General features: G+C 73.4%; 29 protein-coding genes and 3 tRNA genes. 15 read left to right on the top strand and 17 right to left on the bottom strand.

The window, feature by feature from the left end:
- Positions 1-73 precede the first annotated feature (73 nt).
- A complete protein-coding gene (locus Ae505Ps2_RS09750) occupies positions 74-1,180 on the top strand; it encodes a DUF4190 domain-containing protein (RefSeq protein WP_075332899.1) in 1,107 nt (368 codons plus the stop codon).
- A 203-nt stretch (positions 1,181-1,383) separates the two neighbouring features.
- Here the strand turns inward: Ae505Ps2_RS09750 and Ae505Ps2_RS09755 are convergent, their stop codons facing one another.
- The 7 genes from Ae505Ps2_RS09755 to Ae505Ps2_RS09785 all read right to left on the bottom strand — a co-directional run bounded on the left by Ae505Ps2_RS09755 (position 1,384) and on the right by Ae505Ps2_RS09785 (position 8,829).
- Entirely contained in the window at positions 1,384-2,184 is an 801-nt protein-coding gene (locus Ae505Ps2_RS09755; protein ID WP_075554210.1) for an ABC transporter permease, read from the bottom strand.
- 14 nt (positions 2,185-2,198) lie between these two features.
- Positions 2,199-3,170, bottom strand: coding sequence for a daunorubicin resistance protein DrrA family ABC transporter ATP-binding protein (locus Ae505Ps2_RS09760; RefSeq protein WP_020622752.1), 972 nt, complete (start codon positions 3,168-3,170; stop codon positions 2,199-2,201).
- Between the two features lie 76 nt (positions 3,171-3,246).
- Positions 3,247-4,431, bottom strand: a complete 1,185-nt coding sequence (locus tag Ae505Ps2_RS09765; protein ID WP_249265247.1) for an MFS transporter — start codon at positions 4,429-4,431, stop codon at positions 3,247-3,249.
- A gap of 25 nt (positions 4,432-4,456) precedes the next feature.
- Positions 4,457-6,082 carry an acyl--CoA ligase family protein gene (locus Ae505Ps2_RS09770; RefSeq protein WP_075308682.1) on the bottom strand — a complete coding sequence of 542 codons (1,626 nt, stop codon included), beginning with the start codon at positions 6,080-6,082 and terminating at the stop codon, positions 4,457-4,459.
- 164 nt (positions 6,083-6,246) lie between these two features.
- Positions 6,247-6,438 (bottom strand): ferredoxin, encoded by a 192-nt coding sequence (locus Ae505Ps2_RS09775; protein WP_043276655.1) that lies wholly within the window; start codon positions 6,436-6,438, stop codon positions 6,247-6,249.
- 95 nt (positions 6,439-6,533) lie between these two features.
- On the bottom strand, positions 6,534-6,791 hold the full coding sequence (locus Ae505Ps2_RS09780; RefSeq protein ID WP_139318847.1) for a hypothetical protein: 258 nt from the start codon (positions 6,789-6,791) through the stop codon (positions 6,534-6,536).
- A gap of 148 nt (positions 6,792-6,939) precedes the next feature.
- Positions 6,940-8,829 (bottom strand): propionyl-CoA synthetase, encoded by a 1,890-nt coding sequence (locus Ae505Ps2_RS09785; protein ID WP_020622467.1) that lies wholly within the window; start codon positions 8,827-8,829, stop codon positions 6,940-6,942.
- A gap of 257 nt (positions 8,830-9,086) precedes the next feature.
- Between Ae505Ps2_RS09785 and Ae505Ps2_RS09790 the strand changes: the two genes are divergently transcribed.
- The 5 genes from Ae505Ps2_RS09790 (at position 9,087) to Ae505Ps2_RS09810 (ending at position 11,204) form a co-directional block, all read left to right on the top strand.
- Complete coding sequence (locus Ae505Ps2_RS09790; protein ID WP_075332900.1) at positions 9,087-10,382, top strand: GDSL-type esterase/lipase family protein; 1,296 nt, start codon at positions 9,087-9,089, stop codon at positions 10,380-10,382.
- Positions 10,383-10,568: 186 nt separating this feature from the next.
- Positions 10,569-10,787 (top strand): hypothetical protein, encoded by a 219-nt coding sequence (locus Ae505Ps2_RS09795; RefSeq protein ID WP_020622469.1) that lies wholly within the window; start codon positions 10,569-10,571, stop codon positions 10,785-10,787.
- 120 nt (positions 10,788-10,907) lie between these two features.
- A tRNA-Glu gene (locus Ae505Ps2_RS09800) sits at positions 10,908-10,980 on the top strand.
- A gap of 40 nt (positions 10,981-11,020) precedes the next feature.
- Positions 11,021-11,094: transfer RNA gene (locus tag Ae505Ps2_RS09805), tRNA-Asp, on the top strand.
- 36 nt (positions 11,095-11,130) lie between these two features.
- Positions 11,131-11,204, top strand: a tRNA-Phe gene (locus Ae505Ps2_RS09810).
- Between the two features lie 77 nt (positions 11,205-11,281).
- Here Ae505Ps2_RS09810 and Ae505Ps2_RS33280 read toward each other — a convergent pair.
- The 4 genes from Ae505Ps2_RS33280 to Ae505Ps2_RS09825 form a co-directional block, all read right to left on the bottom strand.
- On the bottom strand, positions 11,282-11,785 hold the full coding sequence (locus tag Ae505Ps2_RS33280) for a PIN domain-containing protein (protein ID WP_249265381.1): 504 nt from the start codon (positions 11,783-11,785) through the stop codon (positions 11,282-11,284).
- Positions 11,698-11,946, bottom strand: coding sequence for a hypothetical protein (locus Ae505Ps2_RS33285; protein ID WP_170916996.1), 249 nt, complete (start codon positions 11,944-11,946; stop codon positions 11,698-11,700). The genes Ae505Ps2_RS33280 and Ae505Ps2_RS33285 overlap by 88 nt, the downstream gene beginning before the upstream one ends.
- A 235-nt stretch (positions 11,947-12,181) precedes the next feature.
- Positions 12,182-12,835, bottom strand: coding sequence for a hypothetical protein (locus tag Ae505Ps2_RS09820; protein ID WP_139319222.1), 654 nt, complete (start codon positions 12,833-12,835; stop codon positions 12,182-12,184).
- Between the two features lie 52 nt (positions 12,836-12,887).
- A complete protein-coding gene (locus Ae505Ps2_RS09825) occupies positions 12,888-13,310 on the bottom strand; it encodes a helix-turn-helix domain-containing protein (RefSeq protein ID WP_249265248.1) in 423 nt (140 codons plus the stop codon).
- A gap of 66 nt (positions 13,311-13,376) precedes the next feature.
- On the opposite strand from Ae505Ps2_RS09825, the gene Ae505Ps2_RS09830 reads away from it, so the two are divergent.
- From Ae505Ps2_RS09830 to Ae505Ps2_RS09840, 3 genes are read left to right on the top strand one after another with little or no spacing between them, the layout of a single operon-like run.
- Positions 13,377-14,138: an NAD(P)H-dependent oxidoreductase gene (locus Ae505Ps2_RS09830; protein WP_075308678.1), complete on the top strand. Its 762-nt coding sequence runs from the start codon at positions 13,377-13,379 to the stop codon at positions 14,136-14,138.
- Positions 14,139-14,166: 28 nt separating this feature from the next.
- A complete protein-coding gene (locus Ae505Ps2_RS09835) occupies positions 14,167-15,111 on the top strand; it encodes an MBL fold metallo-hydrolase (RefSeq protein WP_075308676.1) in 945 nt (314 codons plus the stop codon).
- Positions 15,108-16,169, top strand: a complete 1,062-nt coding sequence (locus tag Ae505Ps2_RS09840; protein ID WP_075308675.1) for an endonuclease/exonuclease/phosphatase family protein — start codon at positions 15,108-15,110, stop codon at positions 16,167-16,169. The genes Ae505Ps2_RS09835 and Ae505Ps2_RS09840 overlap by 4 nt, the downstream gene beginning before the upstream one ends.
- Here the strand turns inward: Ae505Ps2_RS09840 and Ae505Ps2_RS09845 are convergent.
- From Ae505Ps2_RS09845 to Ae505Ps2_RS09855, 3 genes are all read right to left on the bottom strand, one after another.
- Complete coding sequence (locus tag Ae505Ps2_RS09845; protein WP_075308673.1) at positions 16,151-16,777, bottom strand: MerR family transcriptional regulator; 627 nt, start codon at positions 16,775-16,777, stop codon at positions 16,151-16,153. The genes Ae505Ps2_RS09840 and Ae505Ps2_RS09845 overlap by 19 nt on opposite strands.
- 14 nt (positions 16,778-16,791) lie before the next feature.
- The gene (locus Ae505Ps2_RS09850) at positions 16,792-17,343 is read right to left on the bottom strand and encodes an ATP-dependent Clp protease proteolytic subunit (RefSeq protein WP_075308671.1); all 552 of its coding nucleotides are present in this window, start codon (positions 17,341-17,343) and stop codon (positions 16,792-16,794) included.
- A 63-nt stretch (positions 17,344-17,406) separates the two neighbouring features.
- Positions 17,407-17,889 carry a MarR family winged helix-turn-helix transcriptional regulator gene (locus tag Ae505Ps2_RS09855; protein ID WP_075312454.1) on the bottom strand — a complete coding sequence of 161 codons (483 nt, stop codon included), beginning with the start codon at positions 17,887-17,889 and terminating at the stop codon, positions 17,407-17,409.
- A 91-nt stretch (positions 17,890-17,980) separates the two neighbouring features.
- On the opposite strand from Ae505Ps2_RS09855, the gene Ae505Ps2_RS09860 reads away from it, so the two are divergent.
- Positions 17,981-18,631 carry an NAD(P)H-dependent oxidoreductase gene (locus Ae505Ps2_RS09860; protein ID WP_075308670.1) on the top strand — a complete coding sequence of 217 codons (651 nt, stop codon included), beginning with the start codon at positions 17,981-17,983 and terminating at the stop codon, positions 18,629-18,631.
- Positions 18,632-18,692: 61 nt separating this feature from the next.
- Here the strand turns inward: Ae505Ps2_RS09860 and Ae505Ps2_RS09865 are convergent, their stop codons facing one another.
- On the bottom strand, positions 18,693-19,733 hold the full coding sequence (locus Ae505Ps2_RS09865; protein ID WP_020626624.1) for a sigma-70 family RNA polymerase sigma factor: 1,041 nt from the start codon (positions 19,731-19,733) through the stop codon (positions 18,693-18,695).
- Between the two features lie 244 nt (positions 19,734-19,977).
- Here Ae505Ps2_RS09865 and mftR point away from each other — a divergent pair, with 244 nt between their 5' ends.
- The gene (mftR, locus tag Ae505Ps2_RS09870) at positions 19,978-20,607 is read left to right on the top strand and encodes a mycofactocin system transcriptional regulator (RefSeq protein ID WP_255407878.1); all 630 of its coding nucleotides are present in this window, start codon (positions 19,978-19,980) and stop codon (positions 20,605-20,607) included.
- 62 nt (positions 20,608-20,669) lie between these two features.
- Here mftR and Ae505Ps2_RS33290 read toward each other — a convergent pair whose 3' ends face one another.
- A complete protein-coding gene (locus tag Ae505Ps2_RS33290) occupies positions 20,670-21,722 on the bottom strand; it encodes a hypothetical protein (protein WP_170916997.1) in 1,053 nt (350 codons plus the stop codon).
- A 603-nt stretch (positions 21,723-22,325) separates the two neighbouring features.
- Here Ae505Ps2_RS33290 and Ae505Ps2_RS09880 point away from each other — a divergent pair.
- Positions 22,326-22,529, top strand: coding sequence for a cold-shock protein (locus tag Ae505Ps2_RS09880; protein WP_020627638.1), 204 nt, complete (start codon positions 22,326-22,328; stop codon positions 22,527-22,529).
- Positions 22,530-22,606: 77 nt separating this feature from the next.
- Here the strand turns inward: Ae505Ps2_RS09880 and Ae505Ps2_RS09885 are convergent, their stop codons facing one another.
- Positions 22,607-23,407, bottom strand: a complete 801-nt coding sequence (locus tag Ae505Ps2_RS09885) for a TspO/MBR family protein (protein ID WP_083695518.1) — start codon at positions 23,405-23,407, stop codon at positions 22,607-22,609.
- A 719-nt stretch (positions 23,408-24,126) separates the two neighbouring features.
- Between Ae505Ps2_RS09885 and Ae505Ps2_RS33985 the strand changes: the two genes are divergently transcribed.
- The 3 genes from Ae505Ps2_RS33985 (at position 24,127) to Ae505Ps2_RS09900 (ending at position 26,505) form a co-directional block, all read left to right on the top strand.
- Positions 24,127-24,258, top strand: a complete 132-nt coding sequence (locus Ae505Ps2_RS33985; protein ID WP_256371336.1) for a hypothetical protein — start codon at positions 24,127-24,129, stop codon at positions 24,256-24,258.
- A 279-nt stretch (positions 24,259-24,537) separates the two neighbouring features.
- A complete protein-coding gene (locus Ae505Ps2_RS09895) occupies positions 24,538-25,881 on the top strand; it encodes a DUF445 domain-containing protein (RefSeq protein ID WP_083695520.1) in 1,344 nt (447 codons plus the stop codon).
- A gap of 159 nt (positions 25,882-26,040) precedes the next feature.
- On the top strand, positions 26,041-26,505 hold the full coding sequence (locus Ae505Ps2_RS09900; protein WP_060713481.1) for a helix-turn-helix transcriptional regulator: 465 nt from the start codon (positions 26,041-26,043) through the stop codon (positions 26,503-26,505).
- Positions 26,506-26,513: the final 8 nt, after the last annotated feature.

A 26,513-nucleotide genomic window follows, 5' to 3' on the forward strand; every position in this document is an offset into this window, starting at 1 on the left:
GCCCTGTCCTCAGATTTGTTGATAAGTGCGGACCAGCTGATACGCGGGCCGCCGTCGCCGCGACAGCCGTGACGTGACCACTCCGCAGAACCGCCACGGTGCCCCGGACCTCTCCGGCCCGCCGCAGCAGCAGTCCGGCCCGCACCGCGTCCCGCAGCAGTACCCGGGCCCCCAGGGCCCCGGACACCACCGGCAGCAGTACGCGCAGGACCCGCGCGGCGCCGCGCCGCAGGGCCGGGCGCCGCACCACCAGCCCCGGCCGCAGCACTCCGGCGGGTACCCGAACCCGTACTACGACGGCAACCCCGACGTCCCCTTCGGCGGACCGCCCTTCGGGCGCACCAACCCGGGCGGGATGCCGCAGCAGCAGGCGCCCGCCGGCGCCCAGCCCTGGCCGAGCGCGGCCCAGCGCACCGCCGTCCCGCAGCAGCGCACCGCGGCCCCGGCCGTCGCCGCCCCGGCCGTCGCGCCGCGCAACGGCTTCGGCGTCACCGCGCTGGTGCTCGGGATCCTCGGCCTGCTGTTCTCCTTCATCCCGTTCATCGGGGTGATCGCCTGGCCGCTGGTGCTACTGGGTCTGCTGTTCGGCGTGCTCGGTGTCGTCCGGGCGAGCCGGGGCCGTGCGGACAACCGTGGGGTCGCGATCGCGGGCACGGTGCTCTCGGCGATCGGGCTGGTCATCTGTGTCCTCTACGCCTCGGTGTTCGCCGCCGCGGTGTCCGGCCTGCCGACGGCCTCCTCGACCGGGACCCCGCCGGCGGCCTCCGGCGACGCGGCGGGAGCCTTTCCCGGTGCGACCGCCGACGACGTGGTCGGCGACGCCGGCGGCACGCTGACCGTCGGGAACCTGCAGATCGCGGCGAGCCCGCTGACGCCGGGCGACTCGCCCATCGGCCAGACCCTGTGCTCGGACGTCACCTACACCAACACCGGATCCGGCACGGAGTCGTTCAACGGAGGCTTCGACTGGAAGCTCCAGGACCCGAACGGTGCAGCGTTGATGACGACACTGCTCGGCTCCGACACGCTGCTCACCGCCGGCCAGCTGGCGCCCGGCGGCACCATGACCGGCACCGTCTGCTTCGACCGGCCGAGCGGCGCGACCGGACAGTACGTCCTGCTCTACGACGCGATGGACTTCTCCAGCAGCCGTGGAGCCTGGCTCAACCAGGTCGGCTGACCCCCACACGTACGCCGGGACGCTCCCCAGCGACGTGCTCCCGCAGTCGCTGGAGTGGTCACACACGACGAGCGTCCCGACGGACGACGAGGCCCTCCCCGGGGACGCCAGGGGAGGGCCTCCCCATCCGGGCTCGGGTCGCCGGCCCTGCCGCCAGGCCCGGCACGCCGGGGCCGGCGGCAGTGCTGTCGGCAGCGGTGCCGTCAGCGGCTCGCGGCCCGCCGGTACTGCCAGCTCGCCAGCGGCGCGAAGACCGCGACGATCGCGACCGACCAGATCAGCACGTAGAGCACCGGATGCTGCAGCGGCCAGGCGTCCGAGACGGACGCGGACGCCGGGATCGCGCCGTCGTTGCCGAACAGGGACCGTGCGGCCGCGGTCACCGCCGAGACCGGGTTCCACTCGGCGAACACCCGCAGCGGGCCGGGCAGCGAGTTCAGCGGCACGAAGGTGTTCGCGAGGAACGTCAGCGGGAAGATCACGACGAACGAGGCGTTGTTCACCACCTCCGGGCTCGGCACGAGCAGCCCGACGAACGCCATCACCCAGGAGAAGGCGTAGGCGAACACGATCAGCACGGCGAACCCGGCGAGCGCCTCCCCGACCGAGGTGTGGATCCGCCACCCGACCAGCAGCCCGGTCAGCGACATCACCACCAGCACGATCAGGTTGTTCACCACGTCGGAGAGGGTCCGGCCGGTCAGCACCGCCGACGACGACATCGGCAGCGACCGGAACCGCTCGATGATGCCCTTCTTGACGTCCTCGGCGAGCCCGGCGCCGGTGTTCGTGGCCCCGAAGATGACGGTCTGGGCGAAGATCCCGGCCAGCAGGAACTCGCGGTACCCGGCCCCGCCGCCGGTCGGGTCGATCGCGCCGCCGAAGACGTAGGCGAACAGCAGCACGAACATGATCGGGGACAGGGTCGTGAAGACCAGCAGGTCCGGGACCCGCTTGATCTTGATCAGGTTTCGCTTCGCGACGACGGAGGCGTCGGCGAGCATGGTGGCGGCGGCGTTCACGGGGTCGGCTCCTCGGCCTGGTCCGCCTCGTCGGCGGGGCGCCCGGTCAGGGTGAGGAAGACGTCGTCGAGCGTCGGGCGTCGCAGCCCCGCGTCGTCGACCTTGGTGCCGGAGTCGGCGAGCCGGTCCAGCGCGGCGCGCAGCACGTCGACCCCGCCGCTGACCGGCATGGTCAGCGAACGGCGGTGCCGGTCGAGCACCGCCTCGCCGACGCCGAGCGGAGCCAGGTGCGCGGCGGTCGCGTCGAGGTCCGCGGCCGCGCTGACGGTCACCTCGAGCCGCTCCCCGCCGACCTGGGACTTCAGCTGGTCCGCGGTGCCGCGGGCGATGACCCGGCCGTGGTCGATGACCACGATCTCGTCGGCCAGCGCATCGGCCTCCTCCAGGTACTGGGTGGTGAGCAGCAGCGTCGTCCCGCGTGCGACGAGCCCGCGGATCACGTCCCACAGGTCGTTGCGGCTGCGCGGGTCCAGCCCGGTGGTCGGCTCGTCGAGCAGCAGCACCGGCGGGTCGGCGACGAGCGCCCCGGCCAGGTCCAGTCGGCGGCGCATCCCGCCGGAGTAGGTGCGGGCAGGCCGGTCCGCGGCGTCGGTCAGGCCGAAGTCCGCCAGCAGCTCGCGGGCACGGTCCCGGGCCCGGCGACGCCCCAGGTGGTAGAGCCGCCCGACCATCTCCAGGTTCTCGAAACCGGTCAGGTACTCGTCGACCGCGGCGTACTGCCCGGACAGGCCGATCCGGCTGCGCACCGCGGCGGGGTCGGCCAGCACGTCGACGCCGGCGACGGTGGCCGTGCCCGCGTCCGGTGTCAGCAGTGTGGTCAGCACCCGGACGACCGTGGTCTTCCCGGCGCCGTTCGGGCCCAGCAGGCCGAGCACGGTCCCCTCCGGTACCGACAGGTCCACCCCGTCGAGTGCCCGCAACGACCCGTAGGTCTTGACCAGTCCCGTGGCGCGGATCGCGTCCGGCATCGTGAAGTCCCCCTCGAACGACGTGAGCGGACGCCACTGTGCACCACGACCCTGACAGATTCGGCCCTGTTTCCGCTCAGCGCCGCGCGTGCGCGATCAGCATCCGGCGCCCGACCAGCATCAACGCCGCCGACACCAGCATCACGACGGCGTTGACCGTCCACGCGGTCGGGAAGCCGGCGTGGGTGGCGAGCGAGCCGAAGACGATCGGCCCGGCGAAGCCGCCGGCGTAGACGCCGACCTGCACGATCGACGTCGCCGCGGCCGGGGGGGACGGGTTGAGCCGCACGACGGCGAACTGCAGCAGGCCCGGCCACGCCCACCCGAGCCCGAACGCCAGCACCACGCCGACGACCAGTGCGGGCGTCCCCGGGACGGCGAGCAGCACGAAACCGATCGCGCCGGACGCGAGACTCGCCGCCACCACGGCCACGTGGCCACCGGTGCGACGGTCCGCCAGCCACCCGTGCAGCAACCGCGCCGACAGGCCCACGACGCTGCCGAGGGTCAGCACCAGCCCGGCGAGACCGGGGTCGATCCCTCGGTCCACCGCCGACGCGACCAGGAAGATGCCGAGCGCCGTCGCGGTCCCGGCGGCCAGCCCGGAGGCCGCGCCGATCACCGCGAGCGCGCCCGTCGCCCGGTCACCCTTCCCGGCGCGGGCCGGCGGCCGGGCGTCGGCCCGCGGGCAGGCGAAAAGCGCGGCGAGGGCCAGCAGGGCGCCGATCCCGTAGGCCCAGCGCCAGCCCACGGTCAGTGCCACCGCGGGGACGGCCAGCCCGGCCAGCAGCGTCGCCGCCGGGATCGCGGCCTGCTTCACCCCGAACGACAGCCCCATCCGGTGCGCGGGCACCGAGCGCGCGAGCGTCAGGTTCGACGACAGCTGGCCCATCACGTTGCACCAGGCGCCGCAGAGCAGCAGCACGACGAGCGCGACGTAGGACCGCGCGCCCAGCCCCAGGGCCGCCATCAGCACCGCCGCCCCGACGACGGCGATGCGGCTGGTCACCCGCGACCCGAACCGCTCGACGACCATCCCGACCGGCAGCGAACACAGCGCGCTCACCCCGAAGTACAGCGCGACGACCAGCCCCAGCCCGGACGGGTCGAAGGCCAGGTCGCGCGAGAGCTGCACCGCCAGGGCACCGGTGAGGAACACCGGCAGCACCGACGCCGTCGTCACGATGACCGCGCCGGTGGCGACGCGGAAGGCGGACGGTGCCGCGGTGTCCGTCGTGCCCGTTTCGGTTGCGATGCTCACGTTCAGCAACGCTAACCGATATGCGTCATCCCTGGATGCGGGAGCTCCCGCGACCTGCCCACTCCTTCTCGCGCAGCTCGAACTTCTGGACCTTGCCGGTGGAGGTCTTGGGCAGCTCGTCGACGATCTCGACGTACTTCGGCGCCTTGTAGCGGGCGATCTTCGTCTTGACGTGGTCGATGAGCTCCTGCGGCTCGGCCGAACGGCCTGCCCTGAGCACGGCGAAGCCCTTGCAGACCTCGCCCCACTTCTCGTCCGGCACCCCGACGACGGCGGCCTCCAGCACCGCGTCGTGCGACACGATCGCCTGCTCGACCTCGACGGTGGAGATGTTCTCCCCACCGGAGATCACGACGTCCTTGGCCCGGTCGCGCAGCTCGACGTACCCGTCGGGGTGCACGACCCCCAGGTCCCCGGAGTGGAACCAGCCGCCCCGGAACGCCTCCGCGGTCTTCTCCTCGTCGCGGTGGTAGCCCTTCATGACGTTGTTGCCGCGCATCACGATCTCGCCCATCGTGGCGCCGTCGCGGGGGACGTCGGCCATCTGCTCGTCGACCACCCGCACCCGGTCCGCGCACACCATGCCGACGCCCTGGCGGGCCTGCAGCCGGGCCCGCTCCTCGCCGTCGAGGTCGTCCCAGGCGTGCTGGTACTGGTTCACCGCGTACGGCCCATAGGTCTCGGTGAGCCCGTACACGTGCACGATCCGGAACCCCATCCGCTCCATCTGCAGGATCGTCGTCGGCGACGGCGGCGCCCCGGCCGTGGTGATCACCAGCTGGTAGTCCAGGGTGACGGCCTCGGGCGCGTTCATGATCGTCGTGACGACGGTCGGGGCGCCGTTGAGGTGGGTGACCCCGTGCTCGCCGATCAGCCGCCAGATGGTGTCGCCGCGAACCTCGCGCAGGCAGACGTGGGTGCCACCGACCGCCGTCACCGCCCACGGGGTGCACCACCCGTTGCAGTGGAACATCGGCAGCGTCCACAGGTAGACGCTGTCCGCGCTGTGCCCGGAGTGGACGATTTCGCCGAAGGAGTTCAGGTACGCACCGCGGTGGTGGTACTCGACGCCCTTCGGGTTGCCGGTCGTCCCCGAGGTGTAGTTGATCGTGATGGTGGCGCGCTCGTCGTCGACGGCCCACGGCCGCGGGGCGTCCGAACCGCGGGCGAGCAGGTCGGCGTAGCCCAGACCGGAGCCGACGCCGTCGCCGGGCGCCGCCGGGTCGACGACGGTGACGATCTCGCGGACCGTCGCCAGCTCGTCGGCGACCGGGCGGACCGTCTCGTACAGGACGGCGTCGACGACCAGCACCGTGGCCGCCGAGTGGTCCAGGATGTAGCGGACCTCCTCGGTCGACAGGCGCGTGTTGATCGCGACCAGGACCGCGCCCGCGAGCGGCACCGCGAAGTGCGCGACGAGCATCTCCGGGACGTTCGGCAGCAGGTAGGCGACCCGGTCACCGGGTTCGACGCCCGACGCGGCCAGTGCGTTCGCCACCCGGGTCGCCTCCGCCGCGAACTCGGCGTAGGTGTACCTGCGGTCGCCGTAGACGATCGCCGTGGACTCCGCGAACACCTCGGCCGAGCGGCCCAGGAAGGCCAGCGGGGTGAGCGGGGTGGTCCAGACGTCGGTCGTCGCGCCCTGTGTCACGGTCGGCTCCTTCGCAGGCGGTGCACTCGTCGCCGCGATCCTGCTCGCCGCGGGGAGTACCCGGCAACCTGCTGCTCCGACCGCCGACCGCCGGGGGCGCGCTGTTGCTTTGCCCCTCGACCGCCGGGGCTCGTGCCGCTGCTTCGCCCCTCGACCGCCGGGGCTCAGTCCTCGATCGTGATGGCGGCCTTCGGGCAGCTCCGTGCCGCCTCCTCGACCTTCGGCCGCAGCGCCTCGGCCGGGTTCTCGTCGAGGATGTAGAGGTAGTCGTCGTCACGCACCTCGAAGACCTCCGGCGCGACACCCATGCAGACCGCGTTGCTCTCGCAGCGGTCGAAATCCACGATGACCTTCATGGCACCCATGGTGCCCCCGTCGGGTCGACGCCGCAGGACTGAGGGCCCCCTGACCTGCGGTTATGCTTCCCTTCCTCGGCCGGGAAGGCTGCAGGTCAGCGGCTGTCGCCGGTCCGGGCGGCGGTCGGCAACGGCTGCGGAGCGAGGTTCGCGCGGGCCTGCACGGGCGTCGGCGGCGGGGTGGTGTGCGGTATCCCGGTGAGGAGGGCGGTCGTCGCCCGGGTGGTCACCGGGATGTTGCCGACCGACGGCATGCGCACGTCGTCGGGTTCGAGCATCGCGGCCACACCGAGCACGACGCCGAGCGCCACCGGGGCGGCCAGTGCCGCGAGTCGCAGTCGCGCCGAGTCCACGCACACCTCCACGTCGACGACCGCGCGGAAGGATGCCGGGGAGCGGCAGCGGCCGTCGACCAACCATCGGGACGCGGCCGCCCGCCGTTACCGCCATCGGGTGATCCGGGTCAAGCGGAACGCCTCCGGACCACCCGATGGAGAGCGCTCACTCCCTGCGCAGCACCGGACGCAGCGTGTCCAGCACCGACGCGTCGTCGATGGTGGAGGGCACCGGCTCCTCGACACCGTCGGCGATCCCGCGCATCGTCTTGCGGAGGATCTTGCCGGAACGGGTCTTGGGCAGGGCGGGGACGATCGCGACGTCCTTGAGCGAGGCGACCGCGCCGATCTGGTCGCGCACCATCTGCACGAGCTCGGCGCGCAGCCCGTCCTCGTAGCCCTCCGCGTCGCTGTCGACGCCGGACTTCAGCACCACGAACCCGCGCGGGATCTGCCCCTTCATGGTGTCCGCGACGCCGATCACCGCGCACTCCGCGACGTCCGGGTGCGAGGCCAGGACCTCCTCCATCCCGCCGGTGGACAGGCGGTGGCCCGCGACGTTGATGACGTCATCGGTGCGGCCCATGACGAAGACGTAGCCGTCCGCGTCGAGGTGGCCGCCGTCGCCGGTGAGGTAGTAGCCCTCGAACGCCGACATGTAGGAGCTGACGTAGCGCTCGTCGTCGTTCCAGAGGGTCGGGAAGGCGCCGGGCGGCAGCGGCAGCTTCGCCACGATCGCGCCGTCGACACCGGGCTCGACCGGGTTGCCCCGCTCGTCGAGGACCTGGACGTCCCAGCCGGGCATGGCCCGGGTCGGCGAGCCGGGCTTGATCTCCAGCAGCTCGATGCCCGCCGGGTTGGCCGCGATCGGCCAGCCGGTCTCGGTCTGCCACCAGTGGTCGATGACGGGGATGCCGAGCAGGTCCGAGGCCCAGCGGTGCGTCTCGGGGTCGAGGCGCTCGCCGGCGAGGAAGAGGTACGTCAGCGACGAGACGTCGTACTGCGCGAGGAACTCGCCCTTCGGGTCCTCCTTCTTGATCGCCCGGAACGCCGTGGGCGCGGTGAAGACCGACTTCACCCCGTTCTCCTGGACGACCCGCCAGAACTGGCCGGCGTCCGGCGTGCCGACCGGCTTGCCCTCGTAGAGCACGGTCGTCGCCCCGGCCAGCAGCGGCGCGTAGACGATGTAGGAGTGGCCGACGACCCAGCCGACGTCGGACGCGGTGAAGATCGTCTCGCCGGGGCCGACGTCGTAGATGTTGGGCATCGACCAGGCCAGGGCGACGGCGTAGCCGCCGGAGTCGCGCACCACGCCCTTCGGCTTGCCGGTGGTGCCGGAGGTGTAGAGCACGTAGAGCGGGTCGGTGGCCTTCACCGGGACCGGGTCGGCCGGCGTGGCGCGGGCGACGGCCTCGGCCCAGTCGACGTCGGTCGGGCCCAGCCGCGCGGTGGCCTGCTCGCGCTGCAGGATCACCGTGGACGCGGGCTTGCGCTCGGACAGCTCGATCGCCCGGTCGAGCAGCGGCTTGTACTCGATGACCCGCTTGCCCTCGATGCCGCAGGACGCCGAGACGACGACCTTGGGTCCGGCGTCGTCGATCCGGACCGCGAGCTCCTTGGCGGCGAACCCGCCGAAGACCACCGAGTGGACGGCGCCGAGGCGGGCGCAGGCGAGCATCGCGATCGCGGCCTCGGGGACCATCGGCATGTAGACGACGACCCGGTCGCCGTGGCCGACGCCCTGGTCGCGCAGCACGCCCGCGAACAGCGCGACCTCGTCGCGCAGCTCCGCGTAGGTGTAGGTGCGCCGCGACCCGGTGACCGGTGAGTCGTACACCAGTGCGGTGCGGTCGCCGTTCCCGGCGTCGACGTGCCGGTCGAGTGCGTTGTACGCGACGTTCAGCTCCCCGTCGGGGAACCAGCGGTAGAACGGCGGGTTCGACGCGTCGAGCGCGCGGGTCGGGGCGACGTCCCAGTCGATCCCGTCGGCCGCGCGGAGCCAGAAGCCCTCACGGTCGTCCACGCTGGAACGGAAGATCTCCTCGTAGGCGGTCACCGTCGTCCTCTTCCCCTGGCGATCCCGGCGGCCCACGGTGGCCGCCCCTCGTGTCGCCGACGACCCTAGGACGGGGCACCGACAGTGCGCAGCCCTCGCCCGGCAGGACCGATCCCGAGGGGGAGGCCGCTCGCCGACCACGGGGCGCCGATCGTCGCAGTGTGACCGGACGGATCCGTAACGTGATCGGGTGACGGCTCGACACAGCGCATGGGGCACCCGTCCGATCCGCGGGCGGGGCGCGTGGAGGAGAGGCGGTGCCGGTGCGGCCCGACGACGGTGCGGTCCGGTGGCGTGCGCGGCGCGGGCCCGCCGGCACGGCGGTGCTCGGAACGCTGCTCGCCGGACTCGTCGCCGTGGGCTGCGGCCCGGCCCCGTCGGTCGTCCCGGCCGCCGTCGCGGCGACGACGTGCACGCCCGGCTGGACCGCCGCCTGGCACGCCGCGCAGCAGGCCGTCCCCGGCGACAGCCTCGCCGGTCGGACGCTGCGGATGGTGGTGCGGCCCGGCGCCGCGGGGGAGCAGCTGCGGCTGCGGCTGTCCAACCGGCACGGCGACGGGCCACTGCGGATCGCGGCGATGACCGTCGGCACCACCGGTCCGGGTGCCGCGGTGACCCGGCCGGTCCCGCTGACCGTCGGCGGCGCGCCCGTGGCCGACATCCCGGCGGGCGCCGAGGTGCTGACCGACCCCGCTCCGGTGGCCGCCGCGGCGGGCGTGCCGCTGACGGTGAGCCTGTTCCTCGCCGAGGTGCCGCGCACGATCGGCTCGCACCCGGTCGCGATGCGCACCGCCTGGCTGTCCGGGCCGGGGGACCGCACCGCGGCCCCGGACGCGGCGGGCTTCGACACGACCCTGCAGTCCTGGCCGGTGCTGACCGGGCTGGAGGTGCTGGCGCCCCGTCCGGACGGCGCGGTCCTCGTGATCGGGGACTCCCTCGTCGACGGCGTGGGTTCCACCCCCGGTGGCGACGACCGCTTCCCCGACCAGCTCGCCGCCCGGCTGTCCGCGGCGGGCGGCGACCGGCCGATGACCGTGCTGAACGCGGGGCTGTCGCGCAACCAGCTGCTGCAGGACGACCCGCCGGCCGGCGGCGACGCGCCGTCGACCCGCTGGGACGACGACGTGGCCGCCGTCCCCGGTGTACGCGACGTGGTGCTGCTCGTCGGGACCAACGACCTCGCCGCGGGCGCGGCCGGCGGCGACCTCGTCGCCGGGATGCAGGAGTTCGCCCAGCGGGCCCGGGCCGACGGTCTGCGCGTGTTCCTCACCACCATCCCGCCGTCGGCCAGCGGTGGTCGCGCCGCACCGTCGGCCGTCGCGGCCCGGGACGAGGTCAACGACTGGCTCCGTTCGGACGGCCGTCGCTGGGCCGACGGGGTGATCGACGCGGCCGCCGCACTGGGCGACCCGGGTGACCCGCTCCGGCTCCGTCCCGACCTGGACTCCGGCGACGGGCTCCACCCGTCGCCCGCCGGGTACCGGGCGCTGGCGGCATCCGTGCCGGTCGGGGAGCTGTCCGGCAGCCCCTGCCGGACCTCCCCGGATCGCTGAGACGCACCCGCCCTCCGCAGCTCCGCGTGACCGGCCGTCACCCGGGAAGGGGCGTGCAGGGTCCACACACGATGGGTAACGTCTTGGTCACAGCCACAGCACGTGGCGGTACCGACGGACACCGGCTCGCGGCGCGCCCCACCGGACGTGCCCGGAGCAGGTCCTGACGGCCTACGGGGAGGCCTCGTGACCATCGGCGCGAAGCGCGGCATCGACGACGACACCAGTTCCATTCCGGCGCCGCGGAACGCGGCCGACGCCTTCAAGGTGTCCGACGAGCAGGTGCAGCGCGCCCGGCTCGTCGTCGCACGGAACTCCGACGACTCCGAGGACCTGCGCGAGCTGCTCGACATGCTGGGGCTGATCTCCGGCAACCCGGAACAGCCGCCACCCGTGGCTCGCTGACCTGCGGCGATGCCGGAACCGGGGGGTGGTTGCAGGGTCCCCCGGGCCGGTGTCGTAAGGTTTACTCACTCCCAACGGACAGCCGTTGAGGGAAGGTCGAGGCCCACGGGTCTGGTCCCAGCCCCCATCGTCTAGCGGCCTAGGACTCCGCCCTTTCAAGGCGGCAGCGCGGGTTCGAATCCCGTTGGGGGTACCGGGAGAGGTGTCGGATACGATGCTTCTCGCAAGAGCAAGGCCCAGTGGCGCAGTTGGTTAGCGCGTCGCCCTGTCACGGCGAAGGTCGCGGGTTCGAGTCCCGTCTGGGTCGCTCCACTCTCTGGATCTCCGGTTTCCCGGAGGCCGGGGCCAGGTAGCTCAGTTGGTACGAGCGTCCGCCTGAAAAGCGGAAGGTCGGCGGTTCGACCCCGCCCCTGGCCACACCTTCTGAACAGCAAATTCTCCGCTCAGCGCCGTCCCGATCTCCCCGGTTGACGGCAACCGTGAGGCAGCGGACGTCAGGGCAGCAGAGTGAACGCCTCGACGTGGGACGGACGCACGGCGGCGAAGTGGCGCCGGTCCGTCGTCAGGAACGTGGTGAGCGAGAGCCTCTCGGCGATGGCGATCACGCTGGCGTCGGAACCTCCGAGCGGAAAGTCCGCGTAACGCACCACCAGATCGGCCATCCGAGCGAAGTCGGAGACGACGAGTTCGGCGAGGACGAGGCTGCCATCGCTGAAGGAGCGGAGGAACGCTGCTTCCGCCTCCGCGCCGAACTTGTGGCGGGCGATCATGTAGCAGACCTCGGCCACGATGGTGCTCGGGACGAGTAGCGGACCCGGCAGAGTCGTCAGCAGTTCCGAGCAACGGTCGTGCCACGTGTCGCTGCGATCGAAGCCGGCGATCAGTGGGCCTGCGTCGACGACGATCCCGCTCAGGACTCGCGTCCCATGCCGTCGCGGATATCGTCCTTGGCCCGCTCGCTGAGATCGCCCTCGCCAGTGGCGACGCTGCCCAGCCAGCCGAGGCGACGGCGGGGTGTGGGCGGCGCGGCTCCGCCTTCGATCACCTCGAAACGGACTCGGTCTCCCGTGTGCAGGGGCAGGCCCAAGCGCTCGGCAACCTCCGCCAGCTCCGGTGCGACCACGAACTCGTGCTGCTCGCCCGCGGCAGGCATGCTCATGGCGTCCACCTCCTTGGTTGTCCAGTGTCGCATCTGGCGGCCCAGAGCGTCTCGAATGACGACCCTGACGGCAACGCACCCGGTCGCAGCGGGTCTGGTCCTGGCCGACCCGGTGGCGGACGAAGTGCAGCCCGGGCCTCGCGGTGCCTGAGAAGTAGAAGGTCGGCGGTTCGACCCGCCCCAGGCTCGCCACGCTGGGCAGGATCAACCAGCTGATCAGCAGGTTGGACGGCGTTTACGGTCTACGGTGCTCGTGAATCACCGATCCGGCCCGGGGAGTCAGCGATGCGCACGAGGATCGCGCGCGACCTTCGTACCTGGTACTGGAGGAAATCGCGGGGGCGAGCATGACCAGCAGCATGATCAGGTTGGTGACCGAGGCCCCGGACGGGTTGTCGATCACTCGCCAGGCACTGAATGCGCCGTAGACAAGGATCAGTGCCGCGGCCCATGGCCCGGCTACCCGGACCGAGTGCAGGTGCTGGCGTGCCCCTGCGACGGCCACCGAGCGAAGCCGCGGCGGGAGATCGGCGACCTGTTGCGGATCGGTGTGGGCCTTGGCGATCCGGTTCTGCTCGCGGAAGGTGAGCTCATCGAACCCGGTGGGGTGGGCCCGCCGGGCCCGCACGGCCTGCCACGTGGCGACAGCCATGAGCACGAGGTACACGACGGCGGCCGTGATGACAGCGCCACGTTCGTCGAGGAACGCGTGTGCGGCCAGCATCGCGCTCACGGCAGCGACGACCGCCAGCATCGCATCGCGCATCACCGGCATCGAGACGAGCCGCTCGGCCGAGACCGTCCCCGAGGCCGGCGCCTCGACCGGCCCGGCAGTCGGCAGCGCATCGCCGCCAACGCCTGAGTCGGGTTCACCGTTGCACACAGGCACGACCTTCCGTCGGTGTCCAGGTTAGCGGCCACCGCACCCGTCGAGGGCGGCATCAGAGGCTTCCCCACGGTCCTGACCCGACAGCACGGCCGGTCCGGCCGGTGACCTGGGTGCGGTGTCCGTGGTCCTTCTCCGCCGCATCCCGGATGTAGGCCTCGGCGAACCCCGCCCCCCACCGGTCCATCACCTCGACCACCGGCTCCAGGGTCCGCCCCAGCCGGGTCAGCCGGTACTCCACCCGCGGCGGCACCTCCGCGAACACGGTCCGATGCACGACGCCGTCGCTCTCCAGCTCCCGCAGCTGCCGGGTCAGCGTCTTCGTGTTCGCCGAGGGGACGAGCCGGCCGAGTTCGTTGAACCGGCGGGGCCCGTCCAGCAGGTGCTTGACCAGCGTCAGCTTCCACGTGCCCCCGAGGACCGACACGGCGACCTCGACCGGGCACACCTCCAGCGCGCGGATCACGGGCAGGCGCACGACAACCCCCAAGCGACAGAAATGTCCGTACTGGCCAGGTCGACCCTGCGCGTCGACCATCGCAGTATGCCGTCCGTCCTGTGGTTGAGCGCCCACCCCGAAACCTCCTCGCTGAACGGTGAGCTGCGACGAGCCGGCGTCGACCGGCTGCGTTCCCGCGGCCACGACGTGGTCGAGTCCGACCTCTACGCGATGCACTGGGACCCGGTCCTGCGGCCGTGCGACGGGGGCGTCGACAGCGGCACGTTCCGCGTCGGAGCCGACACCCGGGCCGCGTACCTCGAGGGCCGGCAGGCGCCCGAGGTGGCCCGTGAGCAGGAGAAGCTGTGCCGGGCCGACGCGCTCGTCGTCCAGTTCCCGCTGTGGTGGTACGGGATGCCCGCGATCCTCAAGGGCTGGTTCGACCGCGTCCTGGTCCACGGGTTCGCGTTCGGGACCGACGCCGCCACCGGCCGGCGCCTGCGGTTCGAGCAGGGGCGCCTCATCGGCAGGCGTGCGCTCGTCCTGACCACCCTCGGCGATCGTCCGGCCGCGATCGGGCCGCGCGGCATGTCCGGCGAGCTGCATCAGCTGCTGTTCGGCCTGCTGCACGGCACCTTCGCCTACACCGGGATGGACGTCCTCCCGCCCTGGGCGCTCCCGAGCGCCGACCACGTCGAGGACCTCACCGCGGTCCGGGCCGACCTGTTCCGGCGGCTCGACGGTCTCTTCGACGACGCCCCGATCCGCTACCGGCCGCAGTTCACCGGGGAGTACACCGGCGGCTGGGAGCTCGCCCCGCACATCCGGCCGGGGGAGACGGGGCTGGACGTGCACATCGCGGGCTGAACCGGGTCGAGGGGGCCATGATCGGAGCATGAGCGCCCACCCCCACGACATCACGGTTCCCGGTCCGCCCCGGCTGGAGGAGGTCTCCGAGGGGCTCTACGCCTACGTCCAGCCCGACGGCACCTGGTGGATCAACAACACGGGGCTGCTGGTCGGGCCGCAGGGCGCCGTCGTCGTCGACTCCTGCTCCACCGAACGCCGGACCCGGGCGTTCGCCGCCGCGATCGGCGAGGTCACCGACCGGCCCGTGCGCACGCTGGTCAACACCCACCACCACGGGGATCACACCTGGGGCAACGCCCTGTTCTCCGGTGCGACGGTCGTCGCGCACGAGCGGGCGCGCGTGGAGATGATCGCGTTCGGGCCGCCCCGGGACCTGCCGTTCTGGGACCACGGCGACTGGGGCTCGCTGCCGCTGGACCCGCCGTTCCTCACCTTCACCGACCGCGTCGCGCTGCACCTGGGGGATTTGCGGGTCGACATCGTCCACACCGGGACGCCCGCGCACACGACCAACGACGTCCTCGTCCACGTGCCCGACCGGTCGGTCCTCTACTGCGGCGACCTCGTCTTCCACGGCGGCACGCCGTTCCTGCTGATGGGGTCGGTGACCGGGGCGATCGACGTCCTGGAGCAGGTGGTGCTGCCACTCGGAGCCGCGACGACGGTGCCCGGCCACGGCCCGGTGTTCCAGGGCGACGGGCCGGTCCGGGACATGCTCGACTACCTGCGCTTCGTCGTCGACCTGGCCGAGCGCGCCCGCGACGCCGGCATCCGCCCGCTGGAGGCCGCCCGCGACACCGACCTCGGCCGGTTCACCGACTGGCCGGACGCCGAGCGCATCGTCGGGAATCTGCACCGCGCCTACGCCGAGCTCGACGGCGCCGAGCGTGGCGCCCCGATCGACGTCATGACCGCCCTCGCCGAGATGGTCGAGTACAACGGCGGCCGCCCGCTCACCTGCCTGGCGTGAGCACCGGCCGCGGCGACGACGACCGCGCCCGGATCCGACGGCCGCCGGAGGTCGGGACCGTCCCCGCGGACCAGCTGGAACCGAGCGCGCCCGGCATCCGTTGTCCACCCGTGTCCGTGATCGTCGACCGAGCCCTGCGTACCGCCGTCACCGTGCTGCCACGGCGGTGGCGGACCGACCGGCACTCCGCCCTGGTCGGGCTGACCGCGCTGCGCCCGCACCTCGGCGTCGCGGGGCTGGGGGTCGCCGGCCTCCTGCGACTCGCCGGGCTGCGCCGCACCTCGACGGCGGTGGGCCTGGCCGGCGCAGCGGCCGCCGCCCCCGCGCTGCGACGGGTGCTGCCCCGGCCCGCCGGTCCGCTGCCGGACGGGCCCGAGCTGACGGTGCTCGTCGCCAACGTGCTGCTGGGGCGTGCGGACCCCGGTGCGCTCGCCGCGACGGTGACCCGGGAGCGGCCGGACGTCGTCGTGCTGCCCGAGGCGGGCGTCGCCTACCTCGACCGGCTCCTGCCCCTGCTCGCCGGCTACCGCGGGTGGTCGTCGGTCCCGAGCGGCGTCCCGGACCAGCGCGGCACCGTGGTGCTGGCCGCGCCGAGGGCCGGGGACGTGGACGTCCGGCCCGGGGAGGGCATGCGGCTGCCGCACCTGGAGGTCACCGGCGGGCTGCTCGGCGCCCGGACGCTGTACGCGGTGCACACCTCCGCCCCGACGAACCCGCGGTGGACCGAGCTGTGGGCCGGTGAGCTCGCGCTGATCGGGGAGTGGACCAGCGCCCGGCCGACACCGGTCGTCGCCGGGGACCTCAACGCCGTCGTCGACCACCGGCGGCTGCGCGACGCCGCCGGTGGCTGCGTCGACGCCACCGACGGCACCGGGCGGGGGCTCGTCGCGACCTTCCCCTCGTCGCTGCCGCGCTGGGCCGGCATCCGCATCGACCACGTCCTGGTGCCCCGCGGGTCGGTGACCCGCCGCCACGTCGTCCTCGACACCCCGGGCAGCGACCACCGCGCGGTGCTGGTGACCGTGCGGCTGCCCGACGCTCAGGAACCGTTGCGGTAGAGCTGCGCGGAGCGGCTCTCCTGGGCGATGCGGCGCAGGGCCGCGAGCAGGGCGTCGCCGAGGACGGTGCCGATCAGCGCGGTCTCCGCGGCATGCTCCCGGCCGGTGGTCCGCCCGATCGCGGCCATGTCGCCCTCCGCGGCGCGATCGGCGGCCTCGGCCCACGCCCGCAGCGTGGTCTCGCCGGGAGCCAGGCCCAGCTCGCGCATCCGGGCCAGCACCGACCGGGCCCCGGCCAGGGCGGGTGCTCCCTGCTCGACCTGCCAGCCCACGTGGGTCATCGCCTGCTCCAGGTCCGCCTCCGCCTCGTCGAGCGAGCCGGACGCCCCGACGTCGCCGGTGATCGCATAGACCGTCCGGCCGAGCATGGCGTGCAGGCTGACCGCGGGGTCGTCGACGGCCGACAGCACCTCGCGGACGGTGGCGATCGGCAGCCCGCCGACCTCGACGAGCGCCCGGATCAGGCGGAGCCGGCGCAGGTGGGTGTCGTCGTAGCGGGCCTGGTTCGGTGACGTCGTCTCGCCGCGGGGGAGCAGGCCCTCGCGCAGGTAGTACTTGATCGTCGCGACGGGGACGCCGGACGACCGGGACAGATCCGAGACTCGCACCTGCGAGACTCTAGCTATCCGTTTCGAACCCGGGGCTCCGACAGCCCGTCGACGAGGCCGAGGGTCGCCGCCTCCGACGCCGACAGCCAGCGGTCCCGGGCGTCGTCGGGCAGCGGGGCGCCGCAGTAGGTCGCGGTCAGCGACTCGATCTCGCGACGACGCCCGGCGAGGTGGTCGGCCCGGACCCGCACGTCGCCGGGGTGGGAGCCGCGGACCGGGCCGTCGGCTGTCGGGAGGAACGCGGCGTGCGCGCGGGCGAGCCGCTTGCCCGGTGTCCCGGACGCGACGAGGAACGGCACCGGGCCCGCGAGCGACCCCGCGGCGACGGTCGCGACGTCGACACCGAGCGTGCGGATCGTGTCGTGCACGGCCATCGCCGCGACCGGGGAGCCGCCGGGGGCCAGGACGTGCAGGGTGACGTCGCGTCGCGGGTCCTCCGCGGCGAGCAGCAGCAGGCGTGCGCAGGTCTCGGCGGCGACCTCGTCGTCGAGCTCGCGGGCGAGCAGCACGATCCGCTCGCCGAGCAGGCGGTCGGCGGGGTCGGACGGGGTGGACAGGACGGGCATCGGATCTCCGCTCCTCGGGTGTCCGCCCGACGCTAGATCCGGAACCGGCCTCTGGACCTGCGGTTACGCCGATGGCGGACGGGGTTCGCCGTCGGCGGAGGTCGGGTCGGTGCCCGCGGTCGCCACTCGGCGCAGCAGCGTCCGGAGCGCGGTCTGCTCGTCCGCGGTGAGCGGCGCCAGGATGTGGGCCTCGGCGCTGCGCATCCGCTTCTCGGTGTCGCAGAGCAGCGCCCGGCCGGCCTCGGTGAGCACGATCCGGCGGGCACGGCGGTCGGTCGGGTCGGGGCGGCGCTCGATCAGGCCCGCCTCCTGGATCTTGTCCAGCAGATAGGTCATGACGGTGCGGTCCACCCCGAGCTTGCGGGCCAGCGCGAGCTGGGTGGGCGGGTCGTCCGCGGCCGCGGCGGCGAGCACCTGGAAGCCGCGCTGTCCGCCGGGCAGGGCGGCGACGACGCACTGCACCGCGGTGGCGTGGTCGCGTGCCACCCGGGTCAGTGCCCACGCCAGGTCGCACTCGACGCTCTGCGGTGCGGACGGACCGGACATCGTCACAGGATACGTACTTGCCAAGGTCTTCTCCTGTGAAGATACTCTGTCAGACAGAACATCTTCTTCTCAGACTGACCGGGAGGTCACCGTGTCCCTGTTCCGACTCGACGCGAGCATCCGCACCGAGGGCTCCGTCAGCCGCGAGATCGCCGACGAGGTCGAGCGCACCTACCTCGAGGCGCAGCCGGGCGCCGAGGTCGTCCGTCTCGACCTGGGTACCGCGCCGCTGCCGGCCGACCTGTGGACGACCGCGGTCGCGGCCGGGTACGTGGCCGAGGCCGACCGCACCCCGGAGCAGCGCGGGGCCCTCGCGCGCATCGCGGAGCTGGCGGACGACGTGCTGGCCGCCGACGCCGTCGTCATCGGTTCTCCGCTCTACAACTTCGGCATCGCCGCGCACCTCAAGACCTGGGTCGACGCCCTGATCACCGACCCACGGTTCGCGCCGGGTACCACCCCGCTCGCCGGCCGACCGGTCGTGCTCGTCGTCTCCCGGGGTGGCGGCTACGGGCCGGGCACTCCGCGCGAGGGATGGGACCACGGCTCCGGCTGGATCACCCGGATCCTGCGCGACGTCTGGGGCGCCGACGTGACCGTCGTGGAGACGGAGCTGACCCTCGCCGACGTGGTGCCCGCGATGAGCGAGCTGCGCCCGCTGGCCGCGGAGAAGCGCGAGCGCGCCCGCGTCGACGCCCGCGCCGCGGGGGAGCGGATCGCCGCGGTGACGCCGGCGGCCTGAGCGCCGGGCCCGAGCACCGGGCCGGGGCGGTCGGACGCCGCCCGGCCCGGCCGGGTCCGGGTCAGGCCACCTTCGGCTCCCACAGCTCCGGCCGGTCGGCCAGCTGCAGCGGCAGCCCGAAGTAGCCGAACAGCTCGGTGTTGAGGAAGATGCTCAGCCCGGTGACGACCCCGTCCTCGATCCGCAGGGCCGTGATGCCCCAGGCCTCGAACTCGCCGTTCGGTCCGGACGGCTTCCACTGAGCGAAGCCGACCGTCCCGTTGATCTCCACCGGAGCCACCCGCGACCCGCGACAGCCCTGCCCGGGGCCGGTCGCCATCCAGGCGATGACGTCGTCCCGGCCGCGGAACCACAGCTCCAGCGGCGGCATGTTCTGCTCGACGTCCTCGTGCAGCAGCGCGGTCAGCGCCTCCATGTCGAACGCCTCGAAGGCGGCCATGTAGCGCATCAGCAGCTCGGTCTGCGCCGGGTCCATCGCCGGGGAGGTCTGCGGCGCGGTCTCGGAGATGCCCTGCTCGGACAGGGTGGCACGGGCGCGCTGCAGGGCGCTGTTGACCGAGGCGACCGTGGTGTCCAGCAGCTCGGCGACCTCGGCGGCCTTCCAGCACAGGACCTCGCGCAGGATCAGCACGGCACGCTGGCGGGCCGGCAGGTGCTGCAGCGCCGCGATGAACGCGAGCCGGATCGTCTCCTTCGCGACGGCCTTGTCCGCCGGGTCCCCGGCCGGCGTCGACACCCGGGCGTCGGGCATCGGTTCGAGCCACTCGGCGTCGGGCAGCGGCTCGCGCAGGGACTCGGCGACCGGTGCGCCGGGGCCGCCGATGTCCATCGGGACGGCGCGACGCTTGCGTCCGTTCAGCGCGTCGATGCAGACGTTGGTGGCGATGCGGTACAGCCAGGACCGCAGGGAGGACCGGCCGTCGAACTTCGCGACGCCCTTCCAGGCCCGGACCATCGTGTCCTGCACCGCGTCCTCGGCCTCGAACGCCGAGCCGAGCATCCGGTAGCAGTAGCCGGTCAGCTCGCGTCGGTGGTCCTCGAGGCGTTCCTCGGGTGGCCGCTCGTCCACGGTGGCGTCGGCAGCCCGTGCGGGTGCGCTCATGGTTCCCCCTCGAGGTAGCCGTCCGGGTGGGTCCCGGTCCGTCTGGTCGCGAGTGTGCCGCGACACACCGACAAAGTGGAGGGCTCGCGCGACGAACGGCCGCCGAACAGGGACGACGCGCGCCGACGGGCCGACCGCGACGTGGGATGATCGGGGCCGACGGCGCTCCGCTCGACCCTCCCGGTCCGCCGGTCGCACGCACGACGGAGGAGTCGGGGAGCACGGCGGGGCGACGATGTCAGCGGTGACCGAGAACGACGGGACCGGGACTACCGGCGGGAGCGGCACACGCCGCGCCGGCCGGCGTCCGGTCACCTCCCGCTCGGAGATCGAGCACATCGCCCTGGAGATGTTCAGCGACCAAGGGTTCGAGAACACGACCGTCGACGACGTCGCGCACGCGGCGGGCATCGGGCGTCGCACGTTCTTCCGGTACTTCGCCTCCAAGAACGACATCGCCTGGGGTGCCTTCGACGAGCAGCTGGTGGGGATGCGCGCGGTGCTCGCGGCCCAGCCGCCGGACCTGCCGACGCTGGAGGGGGTCCGTCGCGCGGTGCTGGAGTTCAACCACGTCGAGCCGGCCGAGCAGCCCTGGCACCGGCGTCGGCTGCGGCTGATCCTGCAGACCCCGGCGCTGCAGGCGCACTCGACGCTGCGCTACGCCTCGTGGCGGGAGGTCGTGGCCGACCACGTCGCCGAGCGCCGCGGCGAGGCCTCCTCGGGGCTCGTCCCGCAGAGCGTCGGGCACGCCTGTCTGGGCGTGTGCATCGCCGCGTACGAGCGCTGGCTGGCCGACGACACCGCCGAGCTCGCCGACCTGCTCGACGAGGTGCTGCGGTCGTTGCAGCGGGGCTGGGCGACCGAGCTGCCCTGAACGCGCCGCGACGGCGCCCCGGTGCGGGGACGCCGTCGCGTGGCGATGCGTGCGGTGCCAGGTCAGCGGGTGGTGCCGAAGAGCCGCTCCCAGAGGCTCGGGCGAGTGGGGGCGGTGTCCTGGGCCGTGGCGTCGGCCGGAGCCTGCGGAGCGACGGTGCCGCCCGGGGTGGTCGCGTCGGCCGGGGCGGTGGCGACGGCCGGTGCACCCGGGGCCGCCGGCACGGTGGGAGCAGCCGGGGTCGCGGGGGCGCCCGGAACGGCCGGGGCCTGCGGAGCGGTCGGCGCACCGGGCACCGCCGGGGTCGCGGGCGCACCCGGGACGGTGGGCGCTGCCGGGGCGGCGGGGGCACCCGGGACGGCCGGGGTCACCGGCGCCTGGGGGAGAGCCGGGGCCCCGGGGGCGGCGGGAGCCTGCGGGACGGCCGGAGCGCCCGGGACGGCCGGCGGCTCCGGGATCTGCTGGCCCGTGGCGTCCGTGGTGACGGCCACGGCCGGGGTTGCGGAGGTGGCCGGGACCGCGGGGGCCGCCGGGGCGACCGGAGCCGTGGGCGCGACCGGAGCTGCCGGAGCCACCGGAGCTGCCGGAGCCGCGGGCAGGGCGGCGGCGCCGGGAACCGCCGGCGCGACGACCGCGGGCACGGTCGGCGCGGCCGGGACGGCGGGGACCTGCGGCGCCGCCGGTGCGGCCGGAGCGCCCGGGACCGCGGGGGCCTGCGGTGCGGCCGGAGTACCCGGGACGGCGGGGACCTGCGGCGCTGTCGGAGCGCTCGGGACGGCGGGGGCCTGCGGGGCGACCGGCACGCCCGGAGCGGCCGGGACTCCCGGTGCCGCGGGGGCACCCGGTGCCGCGGGGGCCGGCACGTCCTGGACGGGGACGGCGGCGTCGGCGGGCGTCGCCGGCGCGGTCGCCGCGCCGTCGCCGAAGAGCGTGTCGAACAGCCGGTCCAGCGGGCCGTCGGACGGCGTTGCGGGTGCGTCGGCGACGGTCGCGGCCGGCACGACCGGGATGGAGGCATGAACGGGCTCGGCCGCGCCGGCCACGCCGGCGCCGTACATACCCAGGGTGCCGATCATGAGGGTCAGGGCGACGGAAGTGGTGACTCGGGATCGCACGGTCTCTCCAGTTCGCTGTGCTGCTGCACGGGGTGACGGACAGCGCTGAGCTTGCGGTCACGGGGCGTCGTCCACCAGTGACTCGATCGTGGCCACACGCGTCACAGGGGTCCCATCGGTCACGCTGTGGCCGTACCGGACAGCGCCAGACCCGGAACGGGCGACCCCGTCCGGGTTCACGGGCGGCCGCCGAGCGGGTCGGAACCGCCGTCGCCACCCGAAACGGGGAGTGGGGACGCCCGGTGCTCACTCGACGGCGTGGAACGTGTGTCGTGCTCACTCGTTCGGGGTGGTGATGACCGCCCGTCGTCGATCGGCGGCCCGAATCTCACGCGGCGTGGTCGCTCGGGGTGCCGCGCGGCGGGTGGTCGGTGCCGCGGAACCGGCCGTGCGGGGGGTCGAGTGAGGACGGTCGACGTGTCACGGAGCCGTGGTAGCGTCCGCGGCGGTTGCAGTCGTTCTTCTCCGATCGCCGTCGAGCGTCCGTTGAAGTTGTGACGGTGGGCGTCGTCGATCGGTGCTGAGGTGCCGCGGCGGTGTCCACGCGACCTCCGGCTCTTGCTGTGAGGGCCGGAACCGCTCCATCTGAGAAGGACACACGCTATGCCGCAGGGCACCGTCAAGTGGTTCAACGCCGAGAAGGGCTTCGGCTTCATCGCCACCGACGACGAGGGACCGGACGTCTTCGTCCACTACTCCGCCATCGAGTCGAACGGATTCCGCACGCTGGAGGAGAACCAGCGCGTTGACTTCCAGGCCAGCCAGGGCAAGAAGGGCCCGCAGGCCGACTCGGTCCGCGTGATCTGACTTCTGCGCGGGCACGACCCGCGCAACGCGACGGCGCCGGCTCCCCTCGGGGACCGGCGCCGTCGTCGTTCCCGGGGTCAGCCGAAGGCCGGTCGCAGCCCCTCCCGCGCTCGCAGCACCGCCGCGACGACCACGGCGGTCACGCCGAGCACCGCGACCACGGTCACCGGCACCGTCCCGGTCGCGGCGGACTCCACGGCGACCCAGACCAGCGCCCAGGCCGCCGTCGCCGCGTACGGCAGTGCCGCCGTCGTCCGCCGGGTCGCGACGCCCGCGCCCAGCGCCCCGACCAGGAGCAGCGCCGCGGCCGCCACCGGGCCGAGCGGCGCGCCCCAATAGGTCAGCGTCACCGAGAACCCGGCCACGGTCGCCAGCGACACCCAGCCCGCGTAGAACGCGAGCGGCCCGTGCAGCAGTGCTCGGTCCGCCGTCCCCTCGGCCGGGAATGCAGCGAGCCGGCGCAGCACCACCGCCAGGGTCACGAGCAGTGCCGCGATCAGCAGCTGTGCGGTCCCCAGGAACTCCTGGGAGAACACGACGATCCAGCCCGCGTTGAACACCGCCGTCGCCACGAACAGCCAGCCGGTCGCCCGGTGCACCGGGCGTGACCGCTGCCCGGGCAGTGACTGGTACACCGCGTACACGAGCAGGGCCAGGTAGATGAGGCCCCACACGGAGAACGCCACCGTCGCGGGGGTGATGAGTGAGGGGTAGCGGTCGCTGAGCACCCGCTGCGACTCCCCGAACGTCCCGCTGCCGCCGAGCGAGCCCGCCACCGCCTGCAGTACTGCCGCGGCGAGCACCGCCCAGGTCCGTGCCGTGTCCATCCCGGTGGCCGGGCCGGCCGTGCGGCCGGCCCTCGCCGTCGTCGACGCCATGTCGGTCCTCTCGATCTCGCGAATATCTCTATCGTAAAGATAATCGATGCAAGAGGCATGTTGAGCGGTGCGACGACCGGCACCGCGCCGGACGGCGTGGAGGTTGCCGCCGGTCGTCGGTCCGCTGCGCCCGGTCACCTGCCGTTCACCGGTGGTCGTGGCGTTGTGCGGTCGGCGTTCCCCGCTCGTCTCGCCGCTGCGCACCCTCGTCGCGTACCCCTCGCGAAGTCGTGCCCGGAGCCCGCATCCTGGTGTTGTACTTCACAGGTGAGCGGCACCGCAGGGGTTGTCGCACAAGCGGAAGGAAGTGACCTCCATGTCCTGGTGGGACAGCTACCGAGCCGTCTACGGCGCGGAGCTGCGAGCGGCCGCTCGCGAGTACGCCGACCACGGTTGGCCGCTCGTGCCGGGGCCGGGCGCGGAGGTCATGCTGGCGACGGGCGACGTGCTCGACGTGGTCGAGGTTCCCGCGGTCATCGGTCGCCAGGTCTGCCGGACGCTGCGTGAGGCCGGCGAGGTCGTGCCGGTCGCCGCGACGCCCGAGGACACCTGGTGGTTCCCGATGAGCCCGCGGCACGCGCTGCCCGCCGAGCTGAGCCTGCACTCCGACGTGGTGCTGCACACCGACGGCATCGGTGTCGTCGCCCCGCCGACCGAGCGTCCCGAGGGCTGGGTGCAGTGGCGCGTGGCTCCGGCGCGGGTCGGCTACCGGCTACCGGGTGCCGGAGGCCGCGGTCGTCGTCGAGGCGATCTGCGACGCGGTGCGCCGTCGTTCCGGCGAGCAGGTCCTCCCCGACGAGCACGAGGTGCGTGCCGAGCGGTCCGGCATGCCGGGCGCCCTGCGCCGCTGATCCACCCGCGCGGCCCGGACGGAACCGAGGATCCGGCCCGCGCGACCGCGTACCGCCCGCCCGGGCGTCTCGTCGCCGTCCCCGCTCGTCTGGAGTGCGGACGCCGACACCGGCCGGGTGGTGCGCAGCGGAGGCGGCGCCCGAGGGGGCACTTCTCCCTCGCCGAGCAGCCGCTCCACCGGCCACGGCCGGGTCCGGCGGGACATCGCCGGACCCGGCCGGGCCCCGCTCCGGGCGCCCCCGCCGCCCGATGTCGGTGTCCCCGGGCACTATGGGTGTGTGCAGACCTCCCGCGCGCCGGAGCGCCCGACCCCCGTCCCGCAGCGGGACCGCACCATCGGGACCGTTCCCGCCGTCCCCCTCGGTGGCTTCGGGCCCGGTGACGAGCAGAAGCGACGCGACCTGCGGCGCATGAAGGCCGTCGCCACCGGGTTCCTCCTCGGTGCGACGGTCGTGTTCTTCGTCGCGAAGTACTTCGAGGTCGTCCGCGGCGTCCCCGGGGCGGACTACGTCCGGGCCGCCGCCGAGGCCGGCATGGTCGGTGCGTTGGCCGACTGGTTCGCCGTGACGGCACTGTTCCGGCACCCGCTGCGGATCCCGATCCCGCACACCGCGATCATCCCGCGCAAGAAGGACACGATCGGCGACGCCCTCGGCGACTTCGTCGGCGAGAACTTCCTGTCCGAGTCCGTCGTCCGCGACAAGCTCGACCGGATCGGGGTCAGCGAGTCGGTCGGACGCTGGATCGCCGAGCAGGGCAACGCCGACCGCGTCACCACCGAGCTGGCCACCGCCGCGCGGGCGGTCGTGACCGTGCTGCGCGACGAGGACGTGCAGAACGTCATCGAGACCGTCGCGGTGCGCAAGCTGATGGAGATCCCGGTCGGGCCGCCGATGGGCAAGGCGTTGGAGGGCGTCCTGGTCGACGGCGCCCACCGCAGGCTGGTCGACCTCGTCTGCGACCGCGCCTACGACTGGGTCGCCGACAACCAGGAGATGGTCCTGCGGGTCGTGCACGACCGCGCGCCCTCCTGGACCCCGCGCTTCGTCGACGACCTCGTCGCGGACAAGCTGTTCGCCGAGGTCCGCGGCTACGCCTGGGCCGTCAAGACCGACCCCGAGCACCCGCTGCGGCACGCCGTGGACCGCTACCTCGCCGAGTTCGCCCGCGACCTGCAGTACGACGAGACGACCATGGAGCGCGCCGAGCAGGTCAAGCGCCAGGTCGTCGAGCACCCCGAGGTGCAGCACTTCATCGGCCGCGCCTGGACGGTCGTGAAGGCCATGGTCCTCGACGCCGCGGACGACCCGTCGAACGAGCTGCGCCTGCGCGTGCGCGACGGCCTCATGGCCTTCGGGCGGAGGCTGGGTCGCGACGCCGAGCTGCGCGCGAAGCTCGACGGCTGGCTGGCCGACGCCGCGTCGTACGTCGTGCGGCACTACCGGCACCAGATCACCACGCTCATCACCGACACGGTCGCCCGCTGGGACGCGGAGGAGACCTCGCGCAAGATCGAGCTACAGGTGGGCCGCGACCTGCAGTGGATCCGGATCAACGGCACCGTCGTCGGGGCGCTCGCCGGCCTGGTCATCCACGCCGTGGGGGAGCTCGTCATCGGGTGATCGGTCAGGTGTCCCCGCAGGACATCGCGCCGTCATCGCACCGTCATCGACGTGGCGCACACCACGTGACCAGCGCTAGCACCCTGCTTGCAGGAGCTAGCGGCGCCGCGTACGGTCGATTCCGTCAGTGAAGAACGGATCGAGGCGGAGGTGAGACGGATGGCCACCGAGCGCAAGCCCGGAGACCGTGAGTCCGTCGAGCCCGCCGAGCGCGTCGCGCAGGCCGTCGAGAGCGTCGGTCAGACCGTGGGGCACGCGGTGGAGGACATCGGGTCCTACATCCGCGCCCAGCGCGAGGCCGCCCAGGTCTCGATGCGGCAGCTGGCCCGCACCGCGGGCGTCAGCAACCCGTACCTGAGCCAGGTCGAGCGCGGACTGCGCAAGCCGTCCGCCGAGATACTGCAGCAGATCGCCAAGGGGCTGCGCATCTCGGCCGAGGCGCTCTACGTCCGCGCCGGCATCCTCGAGGAGCGGCCCGCCGGTCAGGTGACCGACGCGGTGCTCACCGATCCGACCCTCAGCGAGCGGCAGAAACGCGTGCTGCTCGACGTCTACGAGTCGTTCCGCAGGGAGAACGGTCTCACCGCCGATCCCGACGACACGTCCACCGAATCCAGGAAGTGATCATCATG

Source organism: Pseudonocardia sp. Ae505_Ps2 (genome assembly GCF_001932425.1).
GTDB lineage: Bacteria > Actinomycetota > Actinomycetes > Mycobacteriales > Pseudonocardiaceae > Pseudonocardia.